Origin of the sequence: Variovorax sp. JS1663, assembly GCF_002157355.1 — a bacterium.
In the GTDB taxonomy this organism is placed as follows: domain Bacteria; phylum Pseudomonadota; class Gammaproteobacteria; order Burkholderiales; family Burkholderiaceae_C; genus Variovorax.
Map to the genome: position 1 here is coordinate 17,224 of NZ_LYMK01000040.1, position 20,191 is coordinate 37,414.

The window sequence follows — 20,191 nt, forward strand, 5'->3', positions numbered from 1 at the left end:
CCCGCCCCTGGTCACAATGGCGATGGCTTGCGTTCGGAAACGTGCAAGCGGGAGCCTGACTGCTGGTTGGCCTCGAAGCAGTGCAGCTCTGCGTGCGATGCAGCGTCGCCATCAGGCCGGTCCGCAGCATCGGGTTGCCGAAGATCACCTGGACCTTGATCACCTCAGTGGCAGCCATGGGGGCGTCCGGTGGCCTGGGTTCAGCACGGCGCTTTCAAGGATTCATCGAGAAAGGCGGCCGCGCGCTCTAACGCCTTCCTGCCTTCGGGCAGTTCTGCCGCGAACAGATGCCACACGTGGAACATGTCGGGCCAGACTTCCAACGTGACCCTGACGCGGTTCTCGCCGAGATGCGCGGCGAGCCGCATGGCATCGCTAAGCATCACTTCCCGCTCACCGATGTGAACTAGGATCGGTGGCAGGCCGCGCACGTCGGCAAAGATGGGCGAGGCATCGGGATCGCTTTTGGGCGTACCGTTCAGGAAAGCCTTCGCCATGAGGTTCAGGCCGGCCAGGTTGACCGTGGGATCGATGCCGTCGCGCGTAAGCATGGATGCGCCTGAGTGCTCGAGGTTGGGCCACGGTGACAAGGCAGCGCCCGCCGCGGGCAGCGGCAGCCCCTCCCGCTTCGCCGCCACCATGACCGACACAGTCATCGCGCCGCCAGCTGAATCGCCGGAGAAGACGATGGAGTCGGGCGCAATGCCCTGATCGAGGAGCCAGCGATAAGCCGCCAACGTGTCCTCGATCGCCGCCGGAAACGGATGCTGCGGCGCCAGGCGGTAGTCGGGCATGTAGACCCGCGCGTTCAGCAGCTTGGCGTAGTTCCCGGCAATGCCGTGGTAGCCCGATGGGCTGCCCGCCACGTAGCCGCCGCCGTGGATGTAGAGCATCGCTCGATCGTTGATCACTTCCTGCGGCGTGACCATGGTTGCCGGCACTTCAGCCATATGGATTTCTTGGACAGACACGCCGGCAGGCGTTGGGTGCTGGGCTTGATGGTTCGCATAGTTCCTGCGCGCCGTTGCCCAATCGTCGGACTCGCCGAGCAGCAACGGGCCGAACGCCAGTGACACTTCGTTCCAGGCGTCGATGCGCTGCTGAACAACTTGGTTGAACTTCATACTGCCCTCGCACCGCTGCCGGTTACTGCGCCAGGTAGCCCCCGTCGATGATCAGTTCGACGCCGGTGGTGAAGCTCGACTCGTCGGAGGCAAGATACAGGCAACCGTATGCAATCTCAGCAGGCTTTCCGCCGCGCTTCATCGGCGTCGCGTCGATGACCGCCTTGTTGAGGGCCTCGTCCTGGGAATCGGTCAGCGGCGTTACGATGAAGCCCGGATGCACCGAGTTCACGCGAATGCCTTCGCCCACATAGGTCATCGCAGCGTTCTTAGACATGTTGCGTACGGCGCCTTTCGCGGCGTGGTACGAGTGCGCACCGGAGACGGCGGCGCTGCCCCAGATCGACGAGATGTTCACAATGGAGCCGGATTTTTGCTTGCGCATGACCCGCACCGCCTCGCGCATGCCAAGAAAGACACCCGTCTGGTCGACGGCGATCATTCGATTCCAGGCCTCCATGCCCAGCTCGTGCAGCGGCTCATAGGCGATGATGCCGGCGTTGTTGATCAATACATCGAGCTTGCCGTGCTTCTTGATGATGCCGGCCACCGTCTTTTCCCATTCGCCTTCACTGGTGACGTCCAGCTTCATCGACTCGACGCCAGCGGGATAGACCTTCTTCGGCTCGGCGATGTCGGTGGCGATGACGGTCGCGCCCTCTTTGGCAAAGAGTTCCGCTATGGCATAGCCGATGCCGCTAGCCGCGCCCGTTACCAGCGCTACTTTTCCTTGAAGTCTCATTTCGGATCTCCGCGATGCTTGAGTGCCCCTTCGACAAGGGCAAGGATTGCGATCCACCATAGAGTTGATGGCGTGACGTGTCTTGCTAATGCTTGACCAACGGGTTTCGCTGGCAGGGAGCAGACCGCACAACATTAGCCTCGGACCGCCTTTAGCGGGGTTAAACGAAGTCAATAGGAGTCAATGCGTCACGACGAGCATGCCTCGATCACTTGCCCGAGAGGCTGAAAACACTAAGCAATGCGTAGAGGCGGCCGAGCGTGTGCCTCAAAGCCAAAGCGAGCAAAAGGCTTTCTGTTCGAAATCGTAGAAGGTCGCGACGTCCACGTAGCCAAAGGCCCCGATGGAAGCGGCAATGCTCCCCTCGCATGACATGAAGCGCTCGTCGAGGTCGACGAACTGCCACCCGAGCCGCTAGGCCAGGATGGGGCAACCGAGGTCTTTCCGGCACTGCCGGATCCAACGTGATGATGAACTGTCATCACCACTCTTGAAGTGCAGCGTCAAGGAGCTGGACGTTGCCGAGGTGGCACGAGCGAGTGCGAGCGGCAGATCGCCGAGAGCTAGCCGCGGCGTGGATGTCTCTGCACGCCTTCAAAGCATGCTCTCGGCTACCAAGGGTGCCAGCAGCTGCAGATAGAGACGCATCGAGAAGTCCACGTCCGGCTCATCCCGGCGGACGACTTCCTCGTACTCGTCGATGCCGACCCATTCGAGTGCCTTGTCGATCGGCGACAGGCGCACCAGGTAGGAACTCTGCAGCTTGTCCAGGTTCATCAGGCGAAGTACTTCCCTGGCGAGTTGGGGACCTTCGAAGACGACGCCGATCTCTGTGTTCAACGCATCGGATCGCGGATCGAAATTCATGGATCCGATGAAGACCGTGGACCCATCGACAACCGCAGTCTTCGCATGAAGCCTTGCGAGCGACTTGCTGCCCATCAGCCCGAAGCCGCGGTCGCGGCTGGCTCGCGTCGGACTGAGCTCGTAGAGTTGCATGCCCATCTCCAGCATGCGGCGCCTGTACCGCCTGTAACCCGAATGAGCCAGCGGCTCGTCGGTGGCGGCGAGCGAATTCGTCAGCACCTTGAAGCTGATTCCGTTGCGAACACCCTCTTGGAAGAGGTCCATTCCGTTGCTCCCTGGAATGAAGTAGGGCGAGCTGAATGTGACATCTCTCCGGGCGCCGCGCATCATCTCCTCGACCTTCAACCTGACGGTGTGAAGGTGAGGCGCGGTGCTTCCCTCAGGAATCGGACGGCAGTTCCACACCTTGTCTGTCAAGTCGACCCACGCATGCGCCACGCCCCAAATCAAGCCGAGCCGCGCGTCGTCCAGTTCTTCCGCGATCGGACCGTAGCCCAGCACGTCGATGGTCCCGCGGACCGCCAGCGTCGCGATGGTCTCGTCGTCGGTCAACTTGAATTTTTGCTGATGCGCCTGCGGCATCGGGCCACGCGCGAAATGTTCGATCGGAATGGAGAGTTCGCTGTTCCAGTAGTCGTCGAACGCCTTGGCGAGTTCGCCGACGACGGCGCCCACCATCAAGGCGTCTACGTCGGCAAAGTTCTGGTTCGGGTCCCTCATGAAGTAGGAGTCCGCGATGTTTCGACCACCCACGATGGCCATCGCGCCATCAGCGACGAAGAGCTTGTTGTGCATCCGATGATTGACACGATGGAAGTCAGATGCCGATGCGGCGAAACGCGTCAGAACGCTGCCCCGCCCTGCAGTGAAGGGATTGAACAAGCGGACCTCCACGTTCTCGTGGGCCGCCACGCCTGCCAGCAGTTCGTCCATGCCGGCGGTGTACATGTCGTCGAGCAGCAGGCGAACGCGCACGCCGCGTGCCCCGGCGGCCTTGAGGAGGTGCAGAACATGCCGGCCCGTGACGTCGTCTTGCAGCAGGTAGTACTGGAGGTCGAGCGTACGTTGCGCCCGCTCGATCAGGGCCGTGCGCGTGCTCAGGGCGAACGGCCCTGTGGGCAGGAGGCGCACGCCGGTGAGCGTCGGGTCCGGGGTGGACCGCAGGGCGAGTCGACCAAGGCTGGTCTGCTCGGACGCATCGACCGCATAGGAATCGGGGCGGCCGCGCACATCCGGCAGCGAGGCGCAGCCGAAGAGACAGGTCGCAGCAATCATCGCGGCCAGCAGGCGCAACAGGGCAGTCGACCAGGCGTCTCGCATTGCTAGCTCGATGGACCTCAGGCCTGCAACCATGAGGCGAACCGGGATTCATTGGCCCCGATCCACGCCCTGGCGGCATCGCGCGGCGTGAGCTTGTCGACGTTGACCCGCCAGTCCATCTCGTTGACCGCATCCAGTCCCAGATCGATCCTCGAGAGGGCCGCGCGCGTCGGCGCCGGAAGTTCTTGCCACCTGGCTCTCGGCGCCACCAGTGCCCCGCGATTCACGCCCCCTAGCACGCCCTGCGGATCGCGCAGTGGCCGCAACTTTCCGCCGCGGTTCAGGTACTGCGGCGCCCAGGTCGGAAACACGAACCAGCGCCCATCGCGGACCGCCGCCTCATAGGCGCTTAGCCATTCCCCCGGCGTGCCTGGACGCAACGAGTAGCCCAGCGCATCGAGCCTGTAGGCGCGCACGGCCGCCTGCGAGACAGTGGTAATGGTCGCCGCGGTGCCGATGCCCTGGATCTCCCGCGTCATCCGGCGCGCCACATCGGGTTTGGCCAAGTCGGCGATGGTCTGCACCTCGCTCGCCGGCACGTAGTCGGGCACCGCCCAGAAGAAGTGCGCGCCGTCGTAGAGCTTTGCCACCTCCAGGGCCTGCGCGCCGTAGCGCGACCAGTACCCGGCATGCCCCTCGGGCAGCCAGGCTGCGGCCATGATGTCGATGCTGCCCTGGCCCAGCAAGGGGAACATCTCGTCGTGAGGCCCGGTGCGCAGATGGACCGGATGACCCAGTCGTTCCAGCACCTCCTGCACGACGGCGCCGGTCACGGCATAGAAGCTCAGCGACACCTGTCCCAATGTCATCACGCGGGCCGCCGGCGCCTGCGCGCGCGCCAGGCCTGCGACGCCGGCAAGCGCACCGGAGGCGAGTACGCGCCGGCGCGTCATCGATGCATCGTTCATCATGCCGATCTCTTGCTGCGTCGCGCTGCGAAGGCATCGTCGAACACCTTCTTCACCGGGCCCAGGGCCTGCACGAACTCGAGCTGCTCGCCGTCGGGACCCTTGCAATAGATCAGGCGCCAGCCGTTGGACTTGCCCTCCGTGATGCCGTTAGAGTTGGTGCTGAGGGGCGCCGCCAGGCGCTCCGCCTCGGTCGTGACGGTGACCACGCGATTCGCCCTGACCTGCGTCATACCGCGGCGCGCGCTCTCGGCTTCCATGTCGCTGATGAAAAGGTTGAAGTCGACGTCGTCGCGCAGGTGGAAGCAGATGTGCATGGAGCGCGGAAAGGCCGGGCTCATGAGATCGCGCGGCTCGGCGAAGCTGTCGCCGCTGCCCATGGGCTGCTGCGCATCGCGGTACTGCAGCAGTTCGATCACGACGTTGTCGAACTGGATGAAGCGCACGTCGAGTCGCTGCGCGCCGGTGCGCAGATCCGGAATGCCCATCGTGCGCGGATTGACCTTGCGCTCGCGAGCCAGGATCTCCTGGTCGGTCAGCAAGGTGTTGTGGATGCGCTCTCCCTGGAAGTCGCCGTCGCGCATGACTTCGGTGCCGCCCAGCACCTCCACGTAGAAGGCGTAGGAGCGGTCCATGTTCTGCACGGTGACGCCGAAATGCTGCACGCCTTGCAGCCGGGCGCCCAGCGGCGCCTTGTTGCGATCGCCCGTAGCAGCCGGCCGCGGGGCCGTGGGCTGAGCGAGGCTCCGGTTCGCCATCGCGCCGAGCGCGACTGCGCCGGCCGCCTTGAGCGTGGTCCGGCGCATCGCGTCGAGTTTGCCGTTTCCTTCGCTGGATGCGGGCGTCATGTCGGAGCTCCTCGAATCGTTGGCGGGTTTCATCTCAGCGACCGGGCTGGCCCTTGGTGCCGGTCCAGATGCGTGCAATCAGGTACGGCGGGCGGCCGGTGTCAGTGGTGCCGGTGAAGATGGGGTTCCGATGCAGCTGGTTGACCGCGACATACAGCCACGAGTCCTGGCCGAAATGCGCGTTGTCGGGCCACAGGAAACGCGCATCGCGCACCAGCGGCTTGAGCTCGCCGTTCTTCGACAGGACGTCGATGCCGTTGTCCGGCAGGTTGGTGATGAAGTGGTTGCCTTCGGCATCGGTGGCCGCGCCGTCAGACACCGGCTTCGGCCCCACGCGGCGGATGGCGGATGCGATGCGCTCGTCAGGCGCGTCCTCGCGCAGCAGCCGCGCGGGCAGCGCGTACCAGCTGGTCCCATTCATGGCGCCGTAGTAGACCGTCTCGCCGTCGGCGGAAAGGGTGATGGGATTGATGCCTACGCGCGCCGGCCCCATGCGGCCGCCCTCGCCCGGAAACAGCAGTGGCTTGCCCTCCATCACCAGGTCGACGTTCTCCGCGGCCAGCGAAGGATGGCCGCGGAAGCGGCGCGAGCTTCCGCGCTTCGTGTCGACGACCACGATGGCCGGATCCAATCCGCAGTCTGCCACGTAGACGAAGCCTCGCTCGCCGTCGACGGCCAGGTCCTGGAGGATCTGCCCTTCCGGCGCGGTCCAGCGATTGAAGTCGTGCCGGAAGACGAGCTGGCGGGTATGGATGTCGAAGGCCAGCAGCTTGGGCGGCTGCGGGCGGTCCATCCAGTTGCCGTGGTCGATGACCCAGAGCCGATCGTTGCCGTCGATGACGACGCCATGCGGCGTGTTCATCACGTTGGGCCCGGAGCCGGGCTTCGCGTTCCACGATGCGTCCGGAAAGGGCACGTAGCTGCTGCGGCCGGTGATCTCGATCAACTGGACCGGCCCGCGGCGCATGCCGTGGACGCTCGCGAACATCCTGCCCGTCTTCGATGCGGTCACGTTGCCGGGCGTGATTGCCAGCTCGGCGACGATCTCCACCTGCCCGACTGCCGGCCTGTCGGGATTGCCGAAGGCGCTGAGCGAACACACAAGGAGCAACGAAGCCGCGAGCTGAGACAGGCGAGCGTTCGTTCCAGTGCTCCGGCCCGCTGTCGGATCGGCGAGCGTACCCATGGTATTAGGAGAAGTAGATCTATGCATGATTGGCCCTTGTTGATTGCGCTACTCCAACGCCGCCATGCCATTCCTACGTTAAAGCGGCGTCCACATCTTCCCGACCCAAGCAGCAGGACATCTAACTCGCATCGGATTGCGCTACTAGCATGAAGCTGGTCGGAGCATTGGGGCAAGTTAAATGCGGTTAAAAGGCTCTGGCAGACATTGCTGCGAGTCGGCGGCTTAGGTAGATGCGGTCCCGACTGGAACGACCTTGTTTAGCAAGCCTCCTATCCAGAGCATCGCAGTGTGGTCCTGCAAAGCTGCCATCCTGACGAGACAACGCGAACGTAGTGCGGTGCAATGCAGCGCCGCGTTCAGCGTCGCGACGTCTTTGCGTGATCCGAGAGAAGTCTGATGTGCGCTAACTCAAGGACATTGCCAGATTGCCCTCAGGGCTTCAACGGCAGCGAGGATCGCGGCATCCCCTTCTCTGCTCGTCGAGTAAACGAACGAAAGGCGGCTCTTCTCGCGCAGGTCCGAAACGAATGCGAGCTCGCCCTTCTGGACACCGATGCTTGCCAAGTCTCCGCGAATCAGGCCGATACCCACACCAGCCGCGACCAGAGACTTGATCAGGGGCTCATGGTCGGCTTCGACGAGCTCGACAGGTTTGATCGCATGCTCGCGCAGGATGCTGTCCACCATCTCGTGGTTCGCACTCGGCTTTGTCGTGCGAATCCATGGGAGCAATGCAATGTCGGACCACGAAGCACCTTCGACGCGGCTCTTCCAACTCGCGGGTGCCACCAGCCGGAACGACAGCTCGGTCATGACAAGTGCGGAAGTGTTCTGAGGGATCGTCCTGCCCAGCGTGATTGCTGCATCGATCTCGGTGATCGCGACGGCACCGTTCAGCGACGCACAGCGGTCCACTGTTCTGCCGCAAGGCCATCTGCTGACCGACACGCGAAAGCTCACCAACTATTTCCGCATCACGCCCGACGGCCGCCTGCTCTTCGGCGGCCGGGGAGAGCTGCTGGGCCGCGACGTGCCGGCTTCCGGGGGCTCGGAAAACTCGTGGCAGCAATGGCGTGCGGGGAACCTGTCGACGCAGGTCCCATGTCTCGGGCGAGCTTTTAAGCCCATCCCGCTTCACGGACTTCGTGTGCCTGGCATGCAGGCGGTGGCGGCTTGGTACAAGTGGCGAGATCTTCTAGCCGCACAGCACGATCGACCCGACGGTGCTGCTCCGCAGACGTGAGCGCATTGCTCCACAGATAAGCCGGGATCTCAGTGAGGATGCGCGTCAGCGTCGCATAGCGCGCCAGCGTCCAGACGCTCTCGAAGCGCTCTCGCCCAGGGCCGAAGTCGAAGTGCGACTCGGGTTGCGGCTGCCTGGCGCGCAGCGCCTGGGTCGCGGCCTCGTCGACGCTCCCCGTAGCATCGACCACGACGCCTTGGGCCTCGCACGCCCTTCCGAGCGACACGAATCCCGCGCGGACGTCGTCACGCACCTTCTCGATCTCGCGCTCGAAAGGATTGCCTTGGCCACCGCCGGCCGAGCCCTGGATGCGGATCACGTCGCCGGGAGCGCAAGTCACCAGGTCGGTATCGCCCAACTCGACGGCCGATGGCGTGCCGGAGTTCTTCGTGAAGCGCGAGTTGGCGCCTGCCTTGCCGCCCAGTACATCCATACGGCCAGGTCGGTCCGATTGCGGTTGCGCGCCGTGACGGTGGCATTGGGGGAGAGCAGCTTGAATCAGATCACTCCTGAACTGCGAATGCCCCCAATCGGCCTCGAATGACTGAGTTCGCCTCCTTCATGATGCGCTCCACCAACTCGCCTGCTGAGGGAATGTCATCGATCAGGCCGGCCACCATGCCGCAGCTCCATGCACCAGCGTCCATCTGGCCTTCGTACATGACCTTCGGATAGACGCTCGCGACTTCCGGTGCGATGTCGCTGAACTGGATCTTCTTGCCTAGCGTGCGCTCTTTCTCCAGCAGACGCTCCACCGCTGCGTTGTTGAGAACCCGTTCCGTGTTGCGAAGCGGACGCAGGACCAGTCGAGTATCCAGTTCCGAGGCGCGCAAGATGGCGTCCTTCACGTTCTGATGCACCGGCGCCTCTTCGGTGGCCAGGAAGCGGGTGCCCATGTTCACGCCGTCCGCACCCAACGCGAGTGCCGCCACCAGGGAGCGGCCATCGGCCATGCCGCCAGATGCAATGAACGGAATCTTCAGCGACTGCGCCGCCCGAGGCAGGAGAATGAAGTTGGGTACGTCGTCCTCGCCGGGATGGCCCCCACACTCGAAGCCGTCGACGCTCACCGCGTCGCAACCGATCTTCTCAGCCTTGAGGGCATGCCGAATCGAGGTGCATTTGTGGATGACCTTCACACCCGCCGCCTGTAGAGCAGGCAGCACCCTCTCGGGGTTGTTGCCGGCGGTCTCCACGGCCTTCACGCCGCCTTCGATGATGGCGCGCACATAGCCCGGGTAGTCCGGCTGCCGCACGCTCGGGAGAAAGGTGAGATTCACGCCAAAGGGCTTGTCCGTCATATCGCGGCAGCGCCGGATCTCCTCGGTCAGCTTGTCGGCCGTGGGCAGGGTCAGTGCGGTGATCATGCCCAGGCCGCCTGCGTTGGATACGGCGGCTGCCAGGGGTGCAAGGCCCACGCAGTGCATGCCGCCCTGGACGATGGGATGCTCGATGCCGAACAGCTTGGTGATTCGTGTCTTCATGGATGGATCTAGGTAGGTGAATGAAAAGAGGCGGGGCTCGCGGAGCCGAATGCTGTGGATGTCACACGTTCAGACTCAGCGCTCCTGAATCAAGGAGCTCCTGGATGCGCGCTTCATCAAACCCGGCGGCGCGTAGCACGTCGACCCCATGCTCCCCAAGCCGCGGCGCGGGGCGCAGTCGAGGTGCCGGTGCGTCCGACCAGGTGACGGGCGTGCCCAGTGTGCGCAGGCGCCCCTCGCTCGGGTGAACCTCTTCGGCCACCAGTCCGGTAGCACGCAGATGAGGATCTTCGAGCAACTCTTCCAACGTCGCGGGAACCTGGTTGGGAATGTCGAGCTTGTCCAGCAATTCCACCCACTCGCGGGTCGAACGCGTGCTCATCACTTCGCCGACGAAGCCGTAGATTTCGTGGATGTGTCGTGAGCGGGCCGCCTGGCTTGAGAAGCGAGCGTCCTGCAAGAAGCGCTCGTGCTGACCGATCGCGCCCAGGAATCGCTGCCAGTGCGCATCGTTGTAGATCAGCACGCACAGGTGGCCGTCCGACGTCCTGTAGGGGCGCCTGTTTTCCGAGAGCAGCCGATCGTAGCCGGCCCTTCCGAGCGCTGGCATGAAGGTCTCGCCGGCCAGGTGATCGGCAAGCACGAAATGCGCAACGCACTCGAACATTGGCACCTCCACCCGCGTGCCGCGTCCGCTCCGCTCGCGCTCGTACAAGGCAGCCGTCACCGCATAGGTCAGGTGCAGACCTGTCACGCGGTCGGCAAGAGAAACCGGCATGTAGCGCGGGTCGCCCCCGACATGCTGTTGCATCAACCACGAAACCCCGGCCGCGCCCTGGATCAAGTCATCGTATGCCGGCTTGCCCGTGTAAGGTCCGCCAGAGCCGTAGCCGACGGCAACCACGTGGATGAGCCTCGGCATCCGTTCGCGCAGCGAGTCTGCGTCCAGGCGCAGACGCTTGAGCGCCGCTGGTCGCACGTTCGTGACGAAGACATCCGCAGTGCCAAGCAATTCGAACAGCGCTTCGCGCGCGCTGTCCTGCTTCAGGTCGAGCGCCACGCTTTGCTTGCCACGGTTGCCGTGCAAGAAGACGTGGCCCATGCCTTCGCTGCGCATCACGCCGGCGGAGCGCACGTTGTCACCTTCCGGCGCTTCGATCTTGATGACCTCGGCGCCCAGCCCGGCCAGCGTGAGCGTGGCCAGGGGGCCAAGCACGACCGTGCTCAGGTCGATGATCCGCACACCCCACAGCGGCAATGCCGTGCGCCCATCGGCACTGGCGGTCGGCTTCGTGTCGTTTCCTGGAAGGCTCGTCATGAGTCGCTCCTCGATCCGCTCGCGCAAGGCCTCAAGTCGCGTCCGTCACGGCGCGACGCGCCAGGAAGGCATCACGCACGCGTCGCTTGTAGACCTTGCCGGTGTCTTCGCGCGGCAGGCTCGCTTCGACACTGACGAACTTCGGCACTTTGTAGCCCGCCATGCGTTCGCGCACGAACTCGCGCACCGACTTCTCGTCGATGGGTTGGCCCGCAACAGGTTGCACTGCGGCCACCAAGGCTTCGCCCCATTCGTTGTCTGGCACGCCGAACACGGCGCAATCGGCCACGCCGGGCATGCGGCACAACACCGCCTCGATCTCGGCCGGATAGATGTTCACGCCACCGGAGATGACCATGTCCGATTGCCGGCCGGAAATGAAGAGGTAGCCGTCTTCATCGACGTAGCCCATGTCGCCCACGGTGACCAACCCGTCCCGCTCGATCTTTGCACGTGCCTCGGTGTTGTTGATGTAGGTGAAATCGGGCGACGCCGGTTGCCGGCCGTAGATGACGCCGATCTCGCCCTTGCCAAGCGCCTGCCCGTTGTCATCGAAGATCTTGACGACGGCGCTGCCAACCGGACGACCCACCGAGTTCGGCTTGCGCAGCCATTCCTCGGCCGTGATGAACGTGAGGTAGCCCGTTTCACTCGAGGCGTAGGCCTCATGGATCACCGGTCCCCACCAATCGATCATGGCGCGCTTGACGTCCGCCGGACATGGCGAGCCCGTGGAGGCCACGAACTGCACCGAACTCAGGTCGTACTGACGACGTTTCTCGAGAGGCAGGTTCAGCAGCCGCTGGTACATCGTCGGCACCAGGTAGAGGTGCGTGATGTGCTCTTCGCTCACCCGCCGCAAGATCTGCTCGGCATCGAACCGCGGCTCCAGTCGCAGCCAGGCGCCGACCCGGGCGCACGCCGCCGCGTAATTGCCCGGCGCGCTGTGGTACAGCGGTGCGGCAAGCAGGCAGCGCGACTGCGGGGTCACTCCCAGCACGCGGGTGCTGAGTTCGGCGGTGGCGGCAGCCAGCTTCGCGGCCTGTTCTTCAGGCAATGCAATGCGGACCACACCCTTGGGACGGCCGCTGACACCCGAGGTGTACGGCATCAGTCCCTTCGGTCGCTTGGGCGTGGACGTGTTTTCCGGATGCTGGTCCAACCAGCTTTCCCACTCGAGTGCACCGTCAGGCAGGGCCACTTCGTCACCAAGGCCGTACATGCTGCGCGTCATGGCGCGCGGTTTCACCGCAACCACTGGAAGCCCTTGCGGCAGGCCGGCCGCCACCTGGGGAATCAGGTCCCCATGAATGAAGAGCGCCTTGGCCCGCGAATCTCGCAGCACCCAGGCAGCCTCCTCTTCCTTGAAGTGCCAGTTCAGACCACACCAATAGGCTCCCACGTGGCCGGCAGCCAGAATGGCCTCCATGGTCTCGGGCTCGTTCCGCATCATGACGGCCACAACGTCGCCCTCCCTCACGCCAAGCGATGCCAGGCCTGAAGCGGCCCTCAGTGCCCGCGCGCGGACGACGCTGGCCGGAATCTCCGTGTCGTCGAAGGCAATGGTCGGGTGGCTCATGACGAGGCCCTTGCCTTGCTTGCCTCGACCATGGCCTCGGCCTCGGCCACGAGTTTTGGCGAATAGCGCCCGAGGTTGAGACCGCCATCCACGGGAATCACCTGCCCGGTCACCATGAGGGAGGCCGGCGACGCGAGGAACCGCGCCACGGCGGCGATTTCATCCTTGCGCGCCCAACGGCCCAGCGGAACGATGTCGGTGAGTTCCTTGGCCGCCTGCGGCGTTGGCGCAAGTCGGACCATGCCCTCGGTGTCGGACACCGGTCCGGGTGCGATCGAGTTGATGCGGATGCCTTCGCCCGCCCACTCCATGGCCAGCGTGCGCGTCAGCATGTCGATGCCGGCCTTGGCCGCACACACGTGGCTCTGCATCATCATCGGCACAAACGCCTGGGACGCGGAGATGTTGATGATCGACGCACCGGGCTTGCGCAGGAACTCGTGCGCCGCGTACAGAACGTGGAAGGTTCCGATCAGGTCGATGTCGATCACGGTGCGAAAGCCCTTGGGCGACATGCCGAGCGCCGGCGCGCGGAAGTTGCCCGCGGCGCCTGAGATCAACACATCGATGACACCGAAGCGAGCATGAAACGCGCTCAAGGCAGCCTTGACATGCTCGAACTCGCGCACGTCGGCCGGCCAGCCCGCGGCACGCTTGTCATTGAGCGATCCCAAGCGCTGCACTGCAGCGTTGACCTTGTCGCTGTCGCGCGAGAGCACGCCGACGTTTGCACCCGCACTGGCGAACGACTCGGCAATGGCCAGGTTGATGCCGCTGGTGCCACCAGCGACGAAGACGTTGAGCGTTGAAGTGGTCATACCGAGAGCGCCTTTCCAAAGGGGACCCACGAGTTGCCGTCAAAGCGCTGCAGCCACAGGTGGCCATACAGCTCGTGGTCCTTCTCGCTCGTGCTGAGCGTGATGCCCGGCATCAGCAGCGGCGTGCTGAGGCCGGAAAGGCTGCTGGCCTGCTTCATGATGTTCTCGCGCGTCAGGTCGTCGCCGCAGCGCCGCAGGATGTTCTCCAGGACCTGAGCCGCCGTGTAGCCGCCACCGACCAGCGAGTCGGTCGGATCGGCTTCGGGCAACCATTTCTTCAGGAACTCGCGCAGCCCCACCACCCCTGGGTCCTTGTCGAACTGCGGGTCGGAGACGGGCTTGTTGTAAACACCCGTGATGGCGCCCTTGCCGGCCTCCGCGCCGGCCGGCCGCATGATCGCGGCGAGCGACGAACTGCCCAGCGGCAGGATGACCTGCGGCTTCCAGCCGATGTCGTGCGCCTTCTTCATCGACTGCACAGTGAACTTGCCGTTGGACAGCGAGATGAACACGTTCGCACCGCTGCCCTTCAGGCTCACCACCTGGGAGTCGACCGACGCATCGGTCGTCTCGTAGGTGCTCTGCGCGACGATCATGTCTTTCGCCTTGTCACCCAGGCCGGCCTTGATGCCGGCCAGGTAGTCCCGGCCGAAGTCGTCGTTCTGCATCAGCACGGCAATCTTGGCCGTGGGCATGTTCTCGAGAATCCAACGCGCATACACGCGCCCCTCGGCGTCGTAGGTGGGCATGCCCGAGATCGTGAAAGGCGCGCTGGCCACGTCCTTCCACTTGCTCGCGCCGCTGAAGATGAGCAGTTGCGGAATCTTCTTGCCGTTGAGGTAGCGGTAGATGGCATTGTTGGTGGCCGTGCCCACCGTCTCGAAGATGAACGAGACCTCGTCCTGCTCGACGAGCCGTCGCGTGAGCTCCAATGCCTTGCCGGGGTTGTAGCCGTCGTCATACTGGATGAGCTTGATGCGCCGCCCGTTGATGCCGCCTTCCTCGTTGAGCTTGTTGAAGTAGGCCAGCGAGGTCTTGCCCAGCGTGCCCAGGATCGACACCGGGCCACTGAAAGGCATCGTCGATCCGATCCTGATCTCGGTATCGCTCACGCCCGGTCCGTAGCGCTTTTGCGCCAGCGCGGGCAGCGGTGCTGCCACCGAAGCGATCGCGCCCAGCACGACCGTACGTCGATTCAGTTTCATTGGGTCTCCTTGACGGGTTTCGAAGTGGAACGGGACTGCGTTTGCGCGTCGGCGTGAAGCCCCATGAATAGCCAGCGCATGGTGTTGCGATAGGCCTCACGCACGCTGTCCGCGCTGGAAAACTTGCCTGCCATGTAGAGCACGCACACGCCGTGGGCGGCCGACCACAGCGAATGCGTCACTTCCTCGATGTCATCGGGCGCGAGGCCGGCATCGATCAGGTCCTTGGACTGGCGCGACAAGATTTCCTTCGCGCGAGCGCTCTGGAATGCGAGGTCCGGGTACTGGTCTTCGTTGGGTTGCGTCAGGTCGAAGATCAGGCGATAGGCATTGGGCTCTGCCAGGGCAAAGCCCAGGTAGGCGGTGCCGATGGCGCGGGCGCGCGCGGCAGGCGTCTTGCCGCTGGCGAAAGCGGCCTCGATCGTGTCGGAAAAGCGCGAGAATGCCGCGGCCCGCACGGTGGCCAGGATCTCGGCCTTGTCCTTGAAGTAGCGGTACGGCGCCATCGGGCTCAGACCCAGCTCGGCAGTCAGGTCGCGCATGCTCACGCCGTTGACGCCACGCTCGACGAACATTCGCTCGCCGACCTGGCAGATGAGCTCGCGAATCTCCTGGCGCTCTTGCGGTGTTTTTGCGCGCGGCATCAGAAGCTCGCATTCTTGCGTTGGGGAAATCGCAGCATTCCGGCAATGCCGCGTGGCTGCATGAAGACGACGAGCAGGATCGCCACGCCGAAGATGGCCCAGGGCGCCGCGGTGGAGATCCGATCGGCGACCGATGGAACGAACTGCACGAACACAGCCCCGATCCAAGGGCCCAGCGCCGTGCCGAGCCCGCCCACCACCAACCCGGCCACCATGGTCAGCGACAGAAACAGAGTGAAGCTGTCAGGCGTGACGAGTTGGACGTTGAGCGCGTAGAGCGAGCCGCCGACACAGGCGCACACCGCGCTCAGCATGAAGGCCAGCGCCTTGCTGCGCGACACGTCGATGCCGCAGGCGGCCGCAGCCACCGCGTGGTCGCTGAGCGCGCGCAGTTCCAGCCCCAAGCGGCCGCGTGCCAGGCGGCGGACAGCGAGCACCACCGCAACGGCCAGCACGAGCGCGACCCAGTACATCCACATGTCCTGGTTGACCCAAGGGTCGAGCCAGGCAGGCGGCGACGGACGATCGAGTTGCAGGCCTTGCGCCCCGCCAGTCCAGCGCTCGACCGCCGCGTTGCGCACCAGTTGCGGCACGGCCAGCGCGATGGCGAATGTGGCGAGTGCAAGGTAAGTGTGTTCCAGGCGCAAGATGGGCTTGCCGATGAGGAAGGCCAGCACCGCACCAAGGACGCATGCCAGCGGCAGTGCCGTCCACCACGGCAGTCCCGCTTCAACGAGCATCGCGGTTCCGTAGGCGCCGATGGCGAAGAAGGCACCATGGCCGAGCGAAGGTTGGCCCGCCATGCCCGTCAGCACGTTCAGCCCGACCAGCGCGATGCCCAAGCCGATCGTCTGGGTCAGCTGGAAGGTCAGGAAGTCCGGCACCAACAGCGGCAGCAATGCGGCTACCAGCGCCACGACAAGAATCGATCGTTTGGAAATGTTCATGACATCAGACTCGCTTTGCACTGGGCCGGCCCATCAGGCCATCCGGGCGCCACACCAGCATGCCGACGATCAGCACCATGGCCACGGTGAGCTTGAGCTGCGTGCCGACCACATAGGCACCTAGTAGGTTCTCCAGTACGCCAAGCACCAGGCCACCTATGACGGCGCCGGGAACGCTCTGGATGCCGCCCATCAAGGCTGCCGCAAATCCGTAGATGAGCACGCCGCTCATCATGTTGGTGTCGAGGTAAAGCTGCGGCGCGACCATCATCCCGGCCACGGTGCCCATGGCTGCAGCCAAACCCCAACCGAACGCCGCCATCGCCTTCGTCGAGATGCCGCTCAGTCGCGCAGAACCCGGGTTCTGCGCCGCGGCGCGGACGGCCAGGCCGACCGAAGTGAAGCGGAAGAAGGCCCACAACAACACGAGCAGCACGGCCGTGACTGCCGCCACGCCCACTTGATGGCCGGACACCAGACCGCCCGCCAGCGCGCCACCCGGGAAGGGACTTGGAAACTCGCGCACATCGTGCCCCCAGATGTATCCGGTAAGGCTGTGGATGATCATGAACAGGCCGATGAAAGCGGCCACGGTCGCCATCGGCGACGACGCGCTGAGGCGCCCGATCACCCAGCGCTCCAGGCTTGCAGCAAGGAGGAACGCAGCGCAGATGGTGAGCGCAAAGGCCACCCAGTACGGCACGCCGGCTTGCAGCAAGGACCAGGCGACATAGGTCGTCAAGGTCGCCATCTCTCCTTGCGCAAAATTGACGTGGCTGGTGGTGCGGTAGACGATGACCAGCGCCAGGCCAATCAGCGCATAGGCGCAGCCCGTGGTGAGGCCCGCGACGATTTGATTGACAAGAGCCTCCATCAGTGCGCTCCCAGGTAGGCGTTGTGCAACTCGTCGCTTCCACGCAGTTGCGCTGCGGGGCCGCTGGCGACCACGGTGCCCGTGCGCAGGACATAGGCGTCATCGGCCAGCCCCAGCGCGATCTCGATGTTCTGTTCGACCAGCAGGATGCCCATGCTCGTCTCCGATTGAAGCCGGCGCAGCAAGCGCATGATGTCTGCCGCTACGCGCGGCGCGAGGCCAAACGACGGCTCGTCCAGCAGCAGCACCTTGGGCTTGGCCATCAACGCACGGCCGATGGCCAGCATCTGCTGTTCGCCGCCTGAGAGGCTTCCGGCGCGCTGCTTGCGCCTCTCGGCAAGCCTGGGCAGCCAGCCATAGATGCACTCCATGGTCTCCCGTGCTCCGTCCTTGCTCGGCCTGGCAAAGCAGCCAACTCGCAAGTTCTCTTCGACGCTCAGGTCGATGAAAGTGCCGCGGCCTTCGGGCACATGGGAGACGCCAAGACGGGCGATCTGTTCTGTACGCCGCCCCGACAAAGCGTCCTGGCCAAACACGACCGAGCCCGTGAACCTGACCATGCCGCAGATGGCGCGCATCAGCGTGGTCTTGCCGGCACCGTTGGCACCGAGCAATGCGGTGATCTGACCTTCCTTGATGGCGATCGACACGTCGCGCACCACCGCCGGCCCTCCGTAGCCCGCTGTCACGCGGTCCACCTTGAGCAACGCGGCCTTGTCTGCTTCAGTGAAGTTGCTCATCGCCAGCTCCAAAGTAGGCGGCCTGCACGGCGGGGTTCGCGCGGACCTCATCAGGCGTACCTCCGGCAATCAACTTGCCGAAATCGAGAACGAAGATGTGCTCACACAAGGTCATCACGAGGCTCATGTCGTGCTCCACCAGCAGCACGGAGCCACCCCGGTCCCTGAACTCGCGCATGCGCTCGGAGAACTCGGTGATCTCGCCGCCCGTCAGGCCCGCAGCGGGTTCATCCAGTAGAAGCAGCTTTGCATTTGCCACGGTGGCACGTGCCATCTCGACGCGCTTGCGGGTGCCCAGCGAAAGCACGTTGACCGGCTCATCCGCGAGCTGCGCAAGCCCGAAAGCATCGAGAGCTGCGTCGACTGCACCGCGCAGGTTCGGATCGTCGTGGGCGTGGAGGGCGCCGCAGGCGACGTTCTCCCAAACCGACAGTTTGTGGAACAGCGCCAGGTTCTGGAAGGTGCGGGCCAGGCCTGAGCGCGCGCGCCGATACTGGGGCCAGCGCGAAACGTCTTTCCCGTGCCAGAGGATGCGGCCGGCGGTAGGCACGATCGTGCCCGTGATGGCATTGATGGCCGTCGATTTGCCTGCGCCATTGGGGCCGATCAGGCCGTAAATGCGGCCTGGCTCGATGGCAAGCGAAACGCCCGAGAGCGCATGCACACCACCAAAGGACACGCCAAGTTGTTGAGTCTCGAGCATCTGGTGCACCACCTGTCTCTGCATTGTTTGAGTTCGCCACCCCATCCAGAGATCAGGTGGAAAAGGAACCCATCGCGGTTAGGTTCGATGGGTTGCGTATGGTGTAAACAATGTAGTTTATGGCGTAAACAATTTGCTTTAGGGTTTACCCCAGATGGGCGAGCGCGCAGTTCATCCCAGCAGTCGGTCGACGAGCTTTTCGGCGTAGGCGGTATCGCGAGCAACTCGTGCTGGCGCTGCCCCACGATGAGGTGCAGGACCGGGCGCAGGTCTGGGAGTACACCGTACTGGCGGCCAACGCGAGCTACGACATCGCGGTGATCGGCCAGCTCTCTACCGTGATCGCTGCGACTGCGAGAACAGCTTGGACGAGTTGAAGAAACATGGGGCTGGGGCGGCTTCACCACGCGGGACATGCACCGCAGCCAGGTCACCGCGCGCGCCGCGGCACTTGTCTGCAACTGGTGGAGTTGGCACGTGCGGGCAGCCAACCTGCAGGCCAGACGCGAGGCGTTGACGAGTCGGCCACTGCTGCTGGCGGCGGTCGGTCAAGCTCGACCGCTGGCCGACGTTGCTGGCCTGCATCTGCCGCCGTATCGTCGGTCAAATCGGATTGCCGATCCCGCCTCTGACGCTCCCAGCGCCCGGGTAACTGCTGCTTTCAGGGTCAGTCCAGCTGCAGCCGCACCTTCTCGTTGACCGCGCCCCACTTCCTGTCGTCGGCCCGCATCTGCCGCGCCGCCTCCGCGGGGCTCGAGGCGACGACCTCCAGGTCGGCGGCGGCCAGCGTTTCCCTCGCCTTCGGATCTTGGAGCGCCTTGGCGATCTCCGACTGCAGGCGGTCGATGGCGGCCGGCGGCGTGCCGCGCGGCGCGGCGACGATCTCGAAGAAGCTGGCGTCGTAGCCCGCCACGCCGGCCTCGGCCACGGTCGGCACCTGCGGCAGCGAGGCCGTGCGCTTCGTGCCCGACACCGCGAGCGCGGCCAGCTTGCCGGCGCGCACGTGCGGCCCCACCACGGGCGAGGCGAGGAAGCCGCAGGGCACCTGGCCGGCCAGCAGGTCCTGCGTGGCCGGGGCAGGGCCGCGGTAGGGCACGTGGTTGAGCGTGATGCCGGTCTCGGCCATCAGCATCTCCATCGCCAGGTGGCCCGGCACGCCGGCGCCGCCGGAGGCGTAGTTGAAAGGCTTGCTCCTGGCCAGCGCGACGAAGTCGCCCAGCGACTTCACGCCCGTGGACGGATGGCAGGCGAGCAACTGGTTGAAGCGCGCAAGGTAGGTGACGGGCACCAGGTCCTCCGTCGGCTTGAAGTTCAGCTTGAGGTAGAGGTGCGGGTTGACCGTGAGCATGGTGTCCGGCCCGACCAGGAAGGTGTGGCCGTCGGTGGCGCGCGCCACCTCCTGCGCGCCGATGTTGCCGCCGGCGCCCGGGCGGTTGTCCACGATCACCGGCTGGCCGAGCGCCTGCTGCAGCTGCGGCTGGATCAGCCGCGCGACGATGTCGCCCGGTGCGCCCGGCGGGAAGGCGACCATCAGCCGCACCGTCTTGGTCGGCCATGTCTGCGCGCCCGCGGCGAGCGCGAGGCCGGCGAGCGCCGCGGCAAGGGCGCTCTTGATCTTTCCGTTCATGGGTTGTCTCC

At 64.7% G+C, this 20,191-nt stretch carries 20 protein-coding genes; 1 reads left to right on the top strand and 19 read right to left on the bottom strand.

What is annotated here, in order from left to right; translation table 11 throughout:
• Positions 1–200 precede the first annotated feature (200 nt).
• The 18 genes from A8M77_RS26430 to A8M77_RS26515 all read right to left on the bottom strand — a co-directional run bounded on the left by A8M77_RS26430 (position 201) and on the right by A8M77_RS26515 (position 18,553).
• Positions 201–1,124: an alpha/beta hydrolase gene (locus A8M77_RS26430; RefSeq protein WP_086924501.1), complete on the bottom strand. Its 924-nt coding sequence runs from the start codon at positions 1,122–1,124 to the stop codon at positions 201–203.
• A gap of 22 nt (positions 1,125–1,146) precedes the next feature.
• Positions 1,147–1,866 (bottom strand): SDR family NAD(P)-dependent oxidoreductase, encoded by a 720-nt coding sequence (locus A8M77_RS26435; protein WP_086924502.1) that lies wholly within the window; start codon positions 1,864–1,866, stop codon positions 1,147–1,149.
• Between the two features lie 594 nt (positions 1,867–2,460).
• Positions 2,461–4,053, bottom strand: coding sequence for a phospholipase D family protein (locus A8M77_RS26440; RefSeq protein ID WP_158101000.1), 1,593 nt, complete (start codon positions 4,051–4,053; stop codon positions 2,461–2,463).
• A gap of 17 nt (positions 4,054–4,070) precedes the next feature.
• Complete coding sequence (locus A8M77_RS26445) at positions 4,071–4,964, bottom strand: glycine betaine ABC transporter substrate-binding protein (protein WP_086924504.1); 894 nt, start codon at positions 4,962–4,964, stop codon at positions 4,071–4,073.
• Complete coding sequence (locus tag A8M77_RS26450; RefSeq protein WP_086924505.1) at positions 4,961–5,809, bottom strand: VOC family protein; 849 nt, start codon at positions 5,807–5,809, stop codon at positions 4,961–4,963. The genes A8M77_RS26445 and A8M77_RS26450 overlap by 4 nt, the downstream gene beginning before the upstream one ends.
• Positions 5,810–5,843: 34 nt before the next feature.
• Positions 5,844–6,911 (bottom strand): major royal jelly family protein, encoded by a 1,068-nt coding sequence (locus A8M77_RS26455; protein ID WP_238136974.1) that lies wholly within the window; start codon positions 6,909–6,911, stop codon positions 5,844–5,846.
• A gap of 495 nt (positions 6,912–7,406) precedes the next feature.
• Positions 7,407–7,958 (bottom strand): substrate-binding domain-containing protein, encoded by a 552-nt coding sequence (locus A8M77_RS26460; protein ID WP_158101001.1) that lies wholly within the window; start codon positions 7,956–7,958, stop codon positions 7,407–7,409.
• Between the two features lie 158 nt (positions 7,959–8,116).
• The gene (locus A8M77_RS26465) at positions 8,117–8,674 is read right to left on the bottom strand and encodes a hypothetical protein (RefSeq protein ID WP_086924508.1); all 558 of its coding nucleotides are present in this window, start codon (positions 8,672–8,674) and stop codon (positions 8,117–8,119) included.
• A gap of 70 nt (positions 8,675–8,744) precedes the next feature.
• Positions 8,745–9,725, bottom strand: a complete 981-nt coding sequence (locus A8M77_RS26470; protein ID WP_086924509.1) for an NAD(P)H-dependent flavin oxidoreductase — start codon at positions 9,723–9,725, stop codon at positions 8,745–8,747.
• A gap of 61 nt (positions 9,726–9,786) precedes the next feature.
• Positions 9,787–11,043, bottom strand: coding sequence for a CaiB/BaiF CoA transferase family protein (locus A8M77_RS26475; protein ID WP_086924510.1), 1,257 nt, complete (start codon positions 11,041–11,043; stop codon positions 9,787–9,789).
• 31 nt (positions 11,044–11,074) lie between these two features.
• Positions 11,075–12,622: an AMP-binding protein gene (locus A8M77_RS26480; RefSeq protein WP_086924511.1), complete on the bottom strand. Its 1,548-nt coding sequence runs from the start codon at positions 12,620–12,622 to the stop codon at positions 11,075–11,077.
• Positions 12,619–13,440 (bottom strand): SDR family oxidoreductase, encoded by an 822-nt coding sequence (locus A8M77_RS26485; RefSeq protein WP_086924512.1) that lies wholly within the window; start codon positions 13,438–13,440, stop codon positions 12,619–12,621. The genes A8M77_RS26480 and A8M77_RS26485 overlap by 4 nt, the downstream gene beginning before the upstream one ends.
• Entirely contained in the window at positions 13,437–14,645 is a 1,209-nt protein-coding gene (locus A8M77_RS26490) for an ABC transporter substrate-binding protein (protein ID WP_086924513.1), read from the bottom strand. Before A8M77_RS26490 ends, A8M77_RS26485 begins: the two co-directional genes overlap by 4 nt.
• The gene (locus tag A8M77_RS26495) at positions 14,642–15,289 is read right to left on the bottom strand and encodes a TetR/AcrR family transcriptional regulator (RefSeq protein WP_086924514.1); all 648 of its coding nucleotides are present in this window, start codon (positions 15,287–15,289) and stop codon (positions 14,642–14,644) included. The genes A8M77_RS26490 and A8M77_RS26495 overlap by 4 nt, the downstream gene beginning before the upstream one ends.
• Positions 15,289–16,236, bottom strand: coding sequence for a branched-chain amino acid ABC transporter permease (locus A8M77_RS26500; protein WP_086924515.1), 948 nt, complete (start codon positions 16,234–16,236; stop codon positions 15,289–15,291). Before A8M77_RS26500 ends, A8M77_RS26495 begins: the two co-directional genes overlap by 1 nt.
• A 4-nt stretch (positions 16,237–16,240) precedes the next feature.
• Positions 16,241–17,110 (bottom strand): branched-chain amino acid ABC transporter permease, encoded by an 870-nt coding sequence (locus A8M77_RS26505; RefSeq protein WP_086924516.1) that lies wholly within the window; start codon positions 17,108–17,110, stop codon positions 16,241–16,243.
• Complete coding sequence (locus A8M77_RS26510) at positions 17,110–17,850, bottom strand: ABC transporter ATP-binding protein (protein WP_086924517.1); 741 nt, start codon at positions 17,848–17,850, stop codon at positions 17,110–17,112. The genes A8M77_RS26505 and A8M77_RS26510 overlap by 1 nt, the downstream gene beginning before the upstream one ends.
• On the bottom strand, positions 17,834–18,553 hold the full coding sequence (locus A8M77_RS26515) for an ABC transporter ATP-binding protein (RefSeq protein WP_086924541.1): 720 nt from the start codon (positions 18,551–18,553) through the stop codon (positions 17,834–17,836). Before A8M77_RS26515 ends, A8M77_RS26510 begins: the two co-directional genes overlap by 17 nt.
• Positions 18,554–18,780: 227 nt before the next feature.
• Here A8M77_RS26515 and A8M77_RS36230 point away from each other — a divergent pair, with 227 nt between their 5' ends.
• Complete coding sequence (locus tag A8M77_RS36230) at positions 18,781–18,930, top strand: hypothetical protein (protein ID WP_158101002.1); 150 nt, start codon at positions 18,781–18,783, stop codon at positions 18,928–18,930.
• Between the two features lie 290 nt (positions 18,931–19,220).
• On the opposite strand, the gene A8M77_RS26520 is transcribed toward A8M77_RS36230, so the two are convergent.
• The gene (locus A8M77_RS26520) at positions 19,221–20,180 is read right to left on the bottom strand and encodes a Bug family tripartite tricarboxylate transporter substrate binding protein (RefSeq protein WP_086924518.1); all 960 of its coding nucleotides are present in this window, start codon (positions 20,178–20,180) and stop codon (positions 19,221–19,223) included.
• Positions 20,181–20,191: the final 11 nt, after the last annotated feature.

Bases quoted from the DNA above. Each gene is read 5' to 3' on its own strand.
- A8M77_RS26475 (WP_086924510.1), bottom strand. From the start codon at position 11,043: ATGACGAGCCTTCCAGGAAACGACACGAAGCCGACCGCCAGTGCCGAT.
- A8M77_RS26520 (WP_086924518.1), bottom strand. From the start codon at position 20,180: ATGAACGGAAAGATCAAGAGCGCCCTTGCCGCGGCGCTCGCCGGCCTC.
- A8M77_RS26515 (WP_086924541.1), bottom strand. From the start codon at position 18,553: ATGCTCGAGACTCAACAACTTGGCGTGTCCTTTGGTGGTGTGCATGCG.
- A8M77_RS26500 (WP_086924515.1), bottom strand. From the start codon at position 16,236: ATGAACATTTCCAAACGATCGATTCTTGTCGTGGCGCTGGTAGCCGCA.
- A8M77_RS26470 (WP_086924509.1), bottom strand. From the start codon at position 9,725: ATGAAGACACGAATCACCAAGCTGTTCGGCATCGAGCATCCCATCGTC.
- A8M77_RS26490 (WP_086924513.1), bottom strand. From the start codon at position 14,645: ATGAAACTGAATCGACGTACGGTCGTGCTGGGCGCGATCGCTTCGGTG.
- A8M77_RS26495 (WP_086924514.1), bottom strand. From the start codon at position 15,289: ATGCCGCGCGCAAAAACACCGCAAGAGCGCCAGGAGATTCGCGAGCTC.
- A8M77_RS26480 (WP_086924511.1), bottom strand. From the start codon at position 12,622: ATGAGCCACCCGACCATTGCCTTCGACGACACGGAGATTCCGGCCAGC.
- A8M77_RS26450 (WP_086924505.1), bottom strand. From the start codon at position 5,809: ATGACGCCCGCATCCAGCGAAGGAAACGGCAAACTCGACGCGATGCGC.
- A8M77_RS26485 (WP_086924512.1), bottom strand. From the start codon at position 13,440: ATGACCACTTCAACGCTCAACGTCTTCGTCGCTGGTGGCACCAGCGGC.
- A8M77_RS26445 (WP_086924504.1), bottom strand. From the start codon at position 4,964: ATGATGAACGATGCATCGATGACGCGCCGGCGCGTACTCGCCTCCGGT.
- A8M77_RS26505 (WP_086924516.1), bottom strand. From the start codon at position 17,110: ATGGAGGCTCTTGTCAATCAAATCGTCGCGGGCCTCACCACGGGCTGC.
- A8M77_RS26435 (WP_086924502.1), bottom strand. From the start codon at position 1,866: ATGAGACTTCAAGGAAAAGTAGCGCTGGTAACGGGCGCGGCTAGCGGC.
- A8M77_RS26510 (WP_086924517.1), bottom strand. From the start codon at position 17,850: ATGAGCAACTTCACTGAAGCAGACAAGGCCGCGTTGCTCAAGGTGGAC.
- A8M77_RS26465 (WP_086924508.1), bottom strand. From the start codon at position 8,674: ATGGATGTACTGGGCGGCAAGGCAGGCGCCAACTCGCGCTTCACGAAG.
- A8M77_RS26440 (WP_158101000.1), bottom strand. From the start codon at position 4,053: ATGCGAGACGCCTGGTCGACTGCCCTGTTGCGCCTGCTGGCCGCGATG.
- A8M77_RS26430 (WP_086924501.1), bottom strand. From the start codon at position 1,124: ATGAAGTTCAACCAAGTTGTTCAGCAGCGCATCGACGCCTGGAACGAA.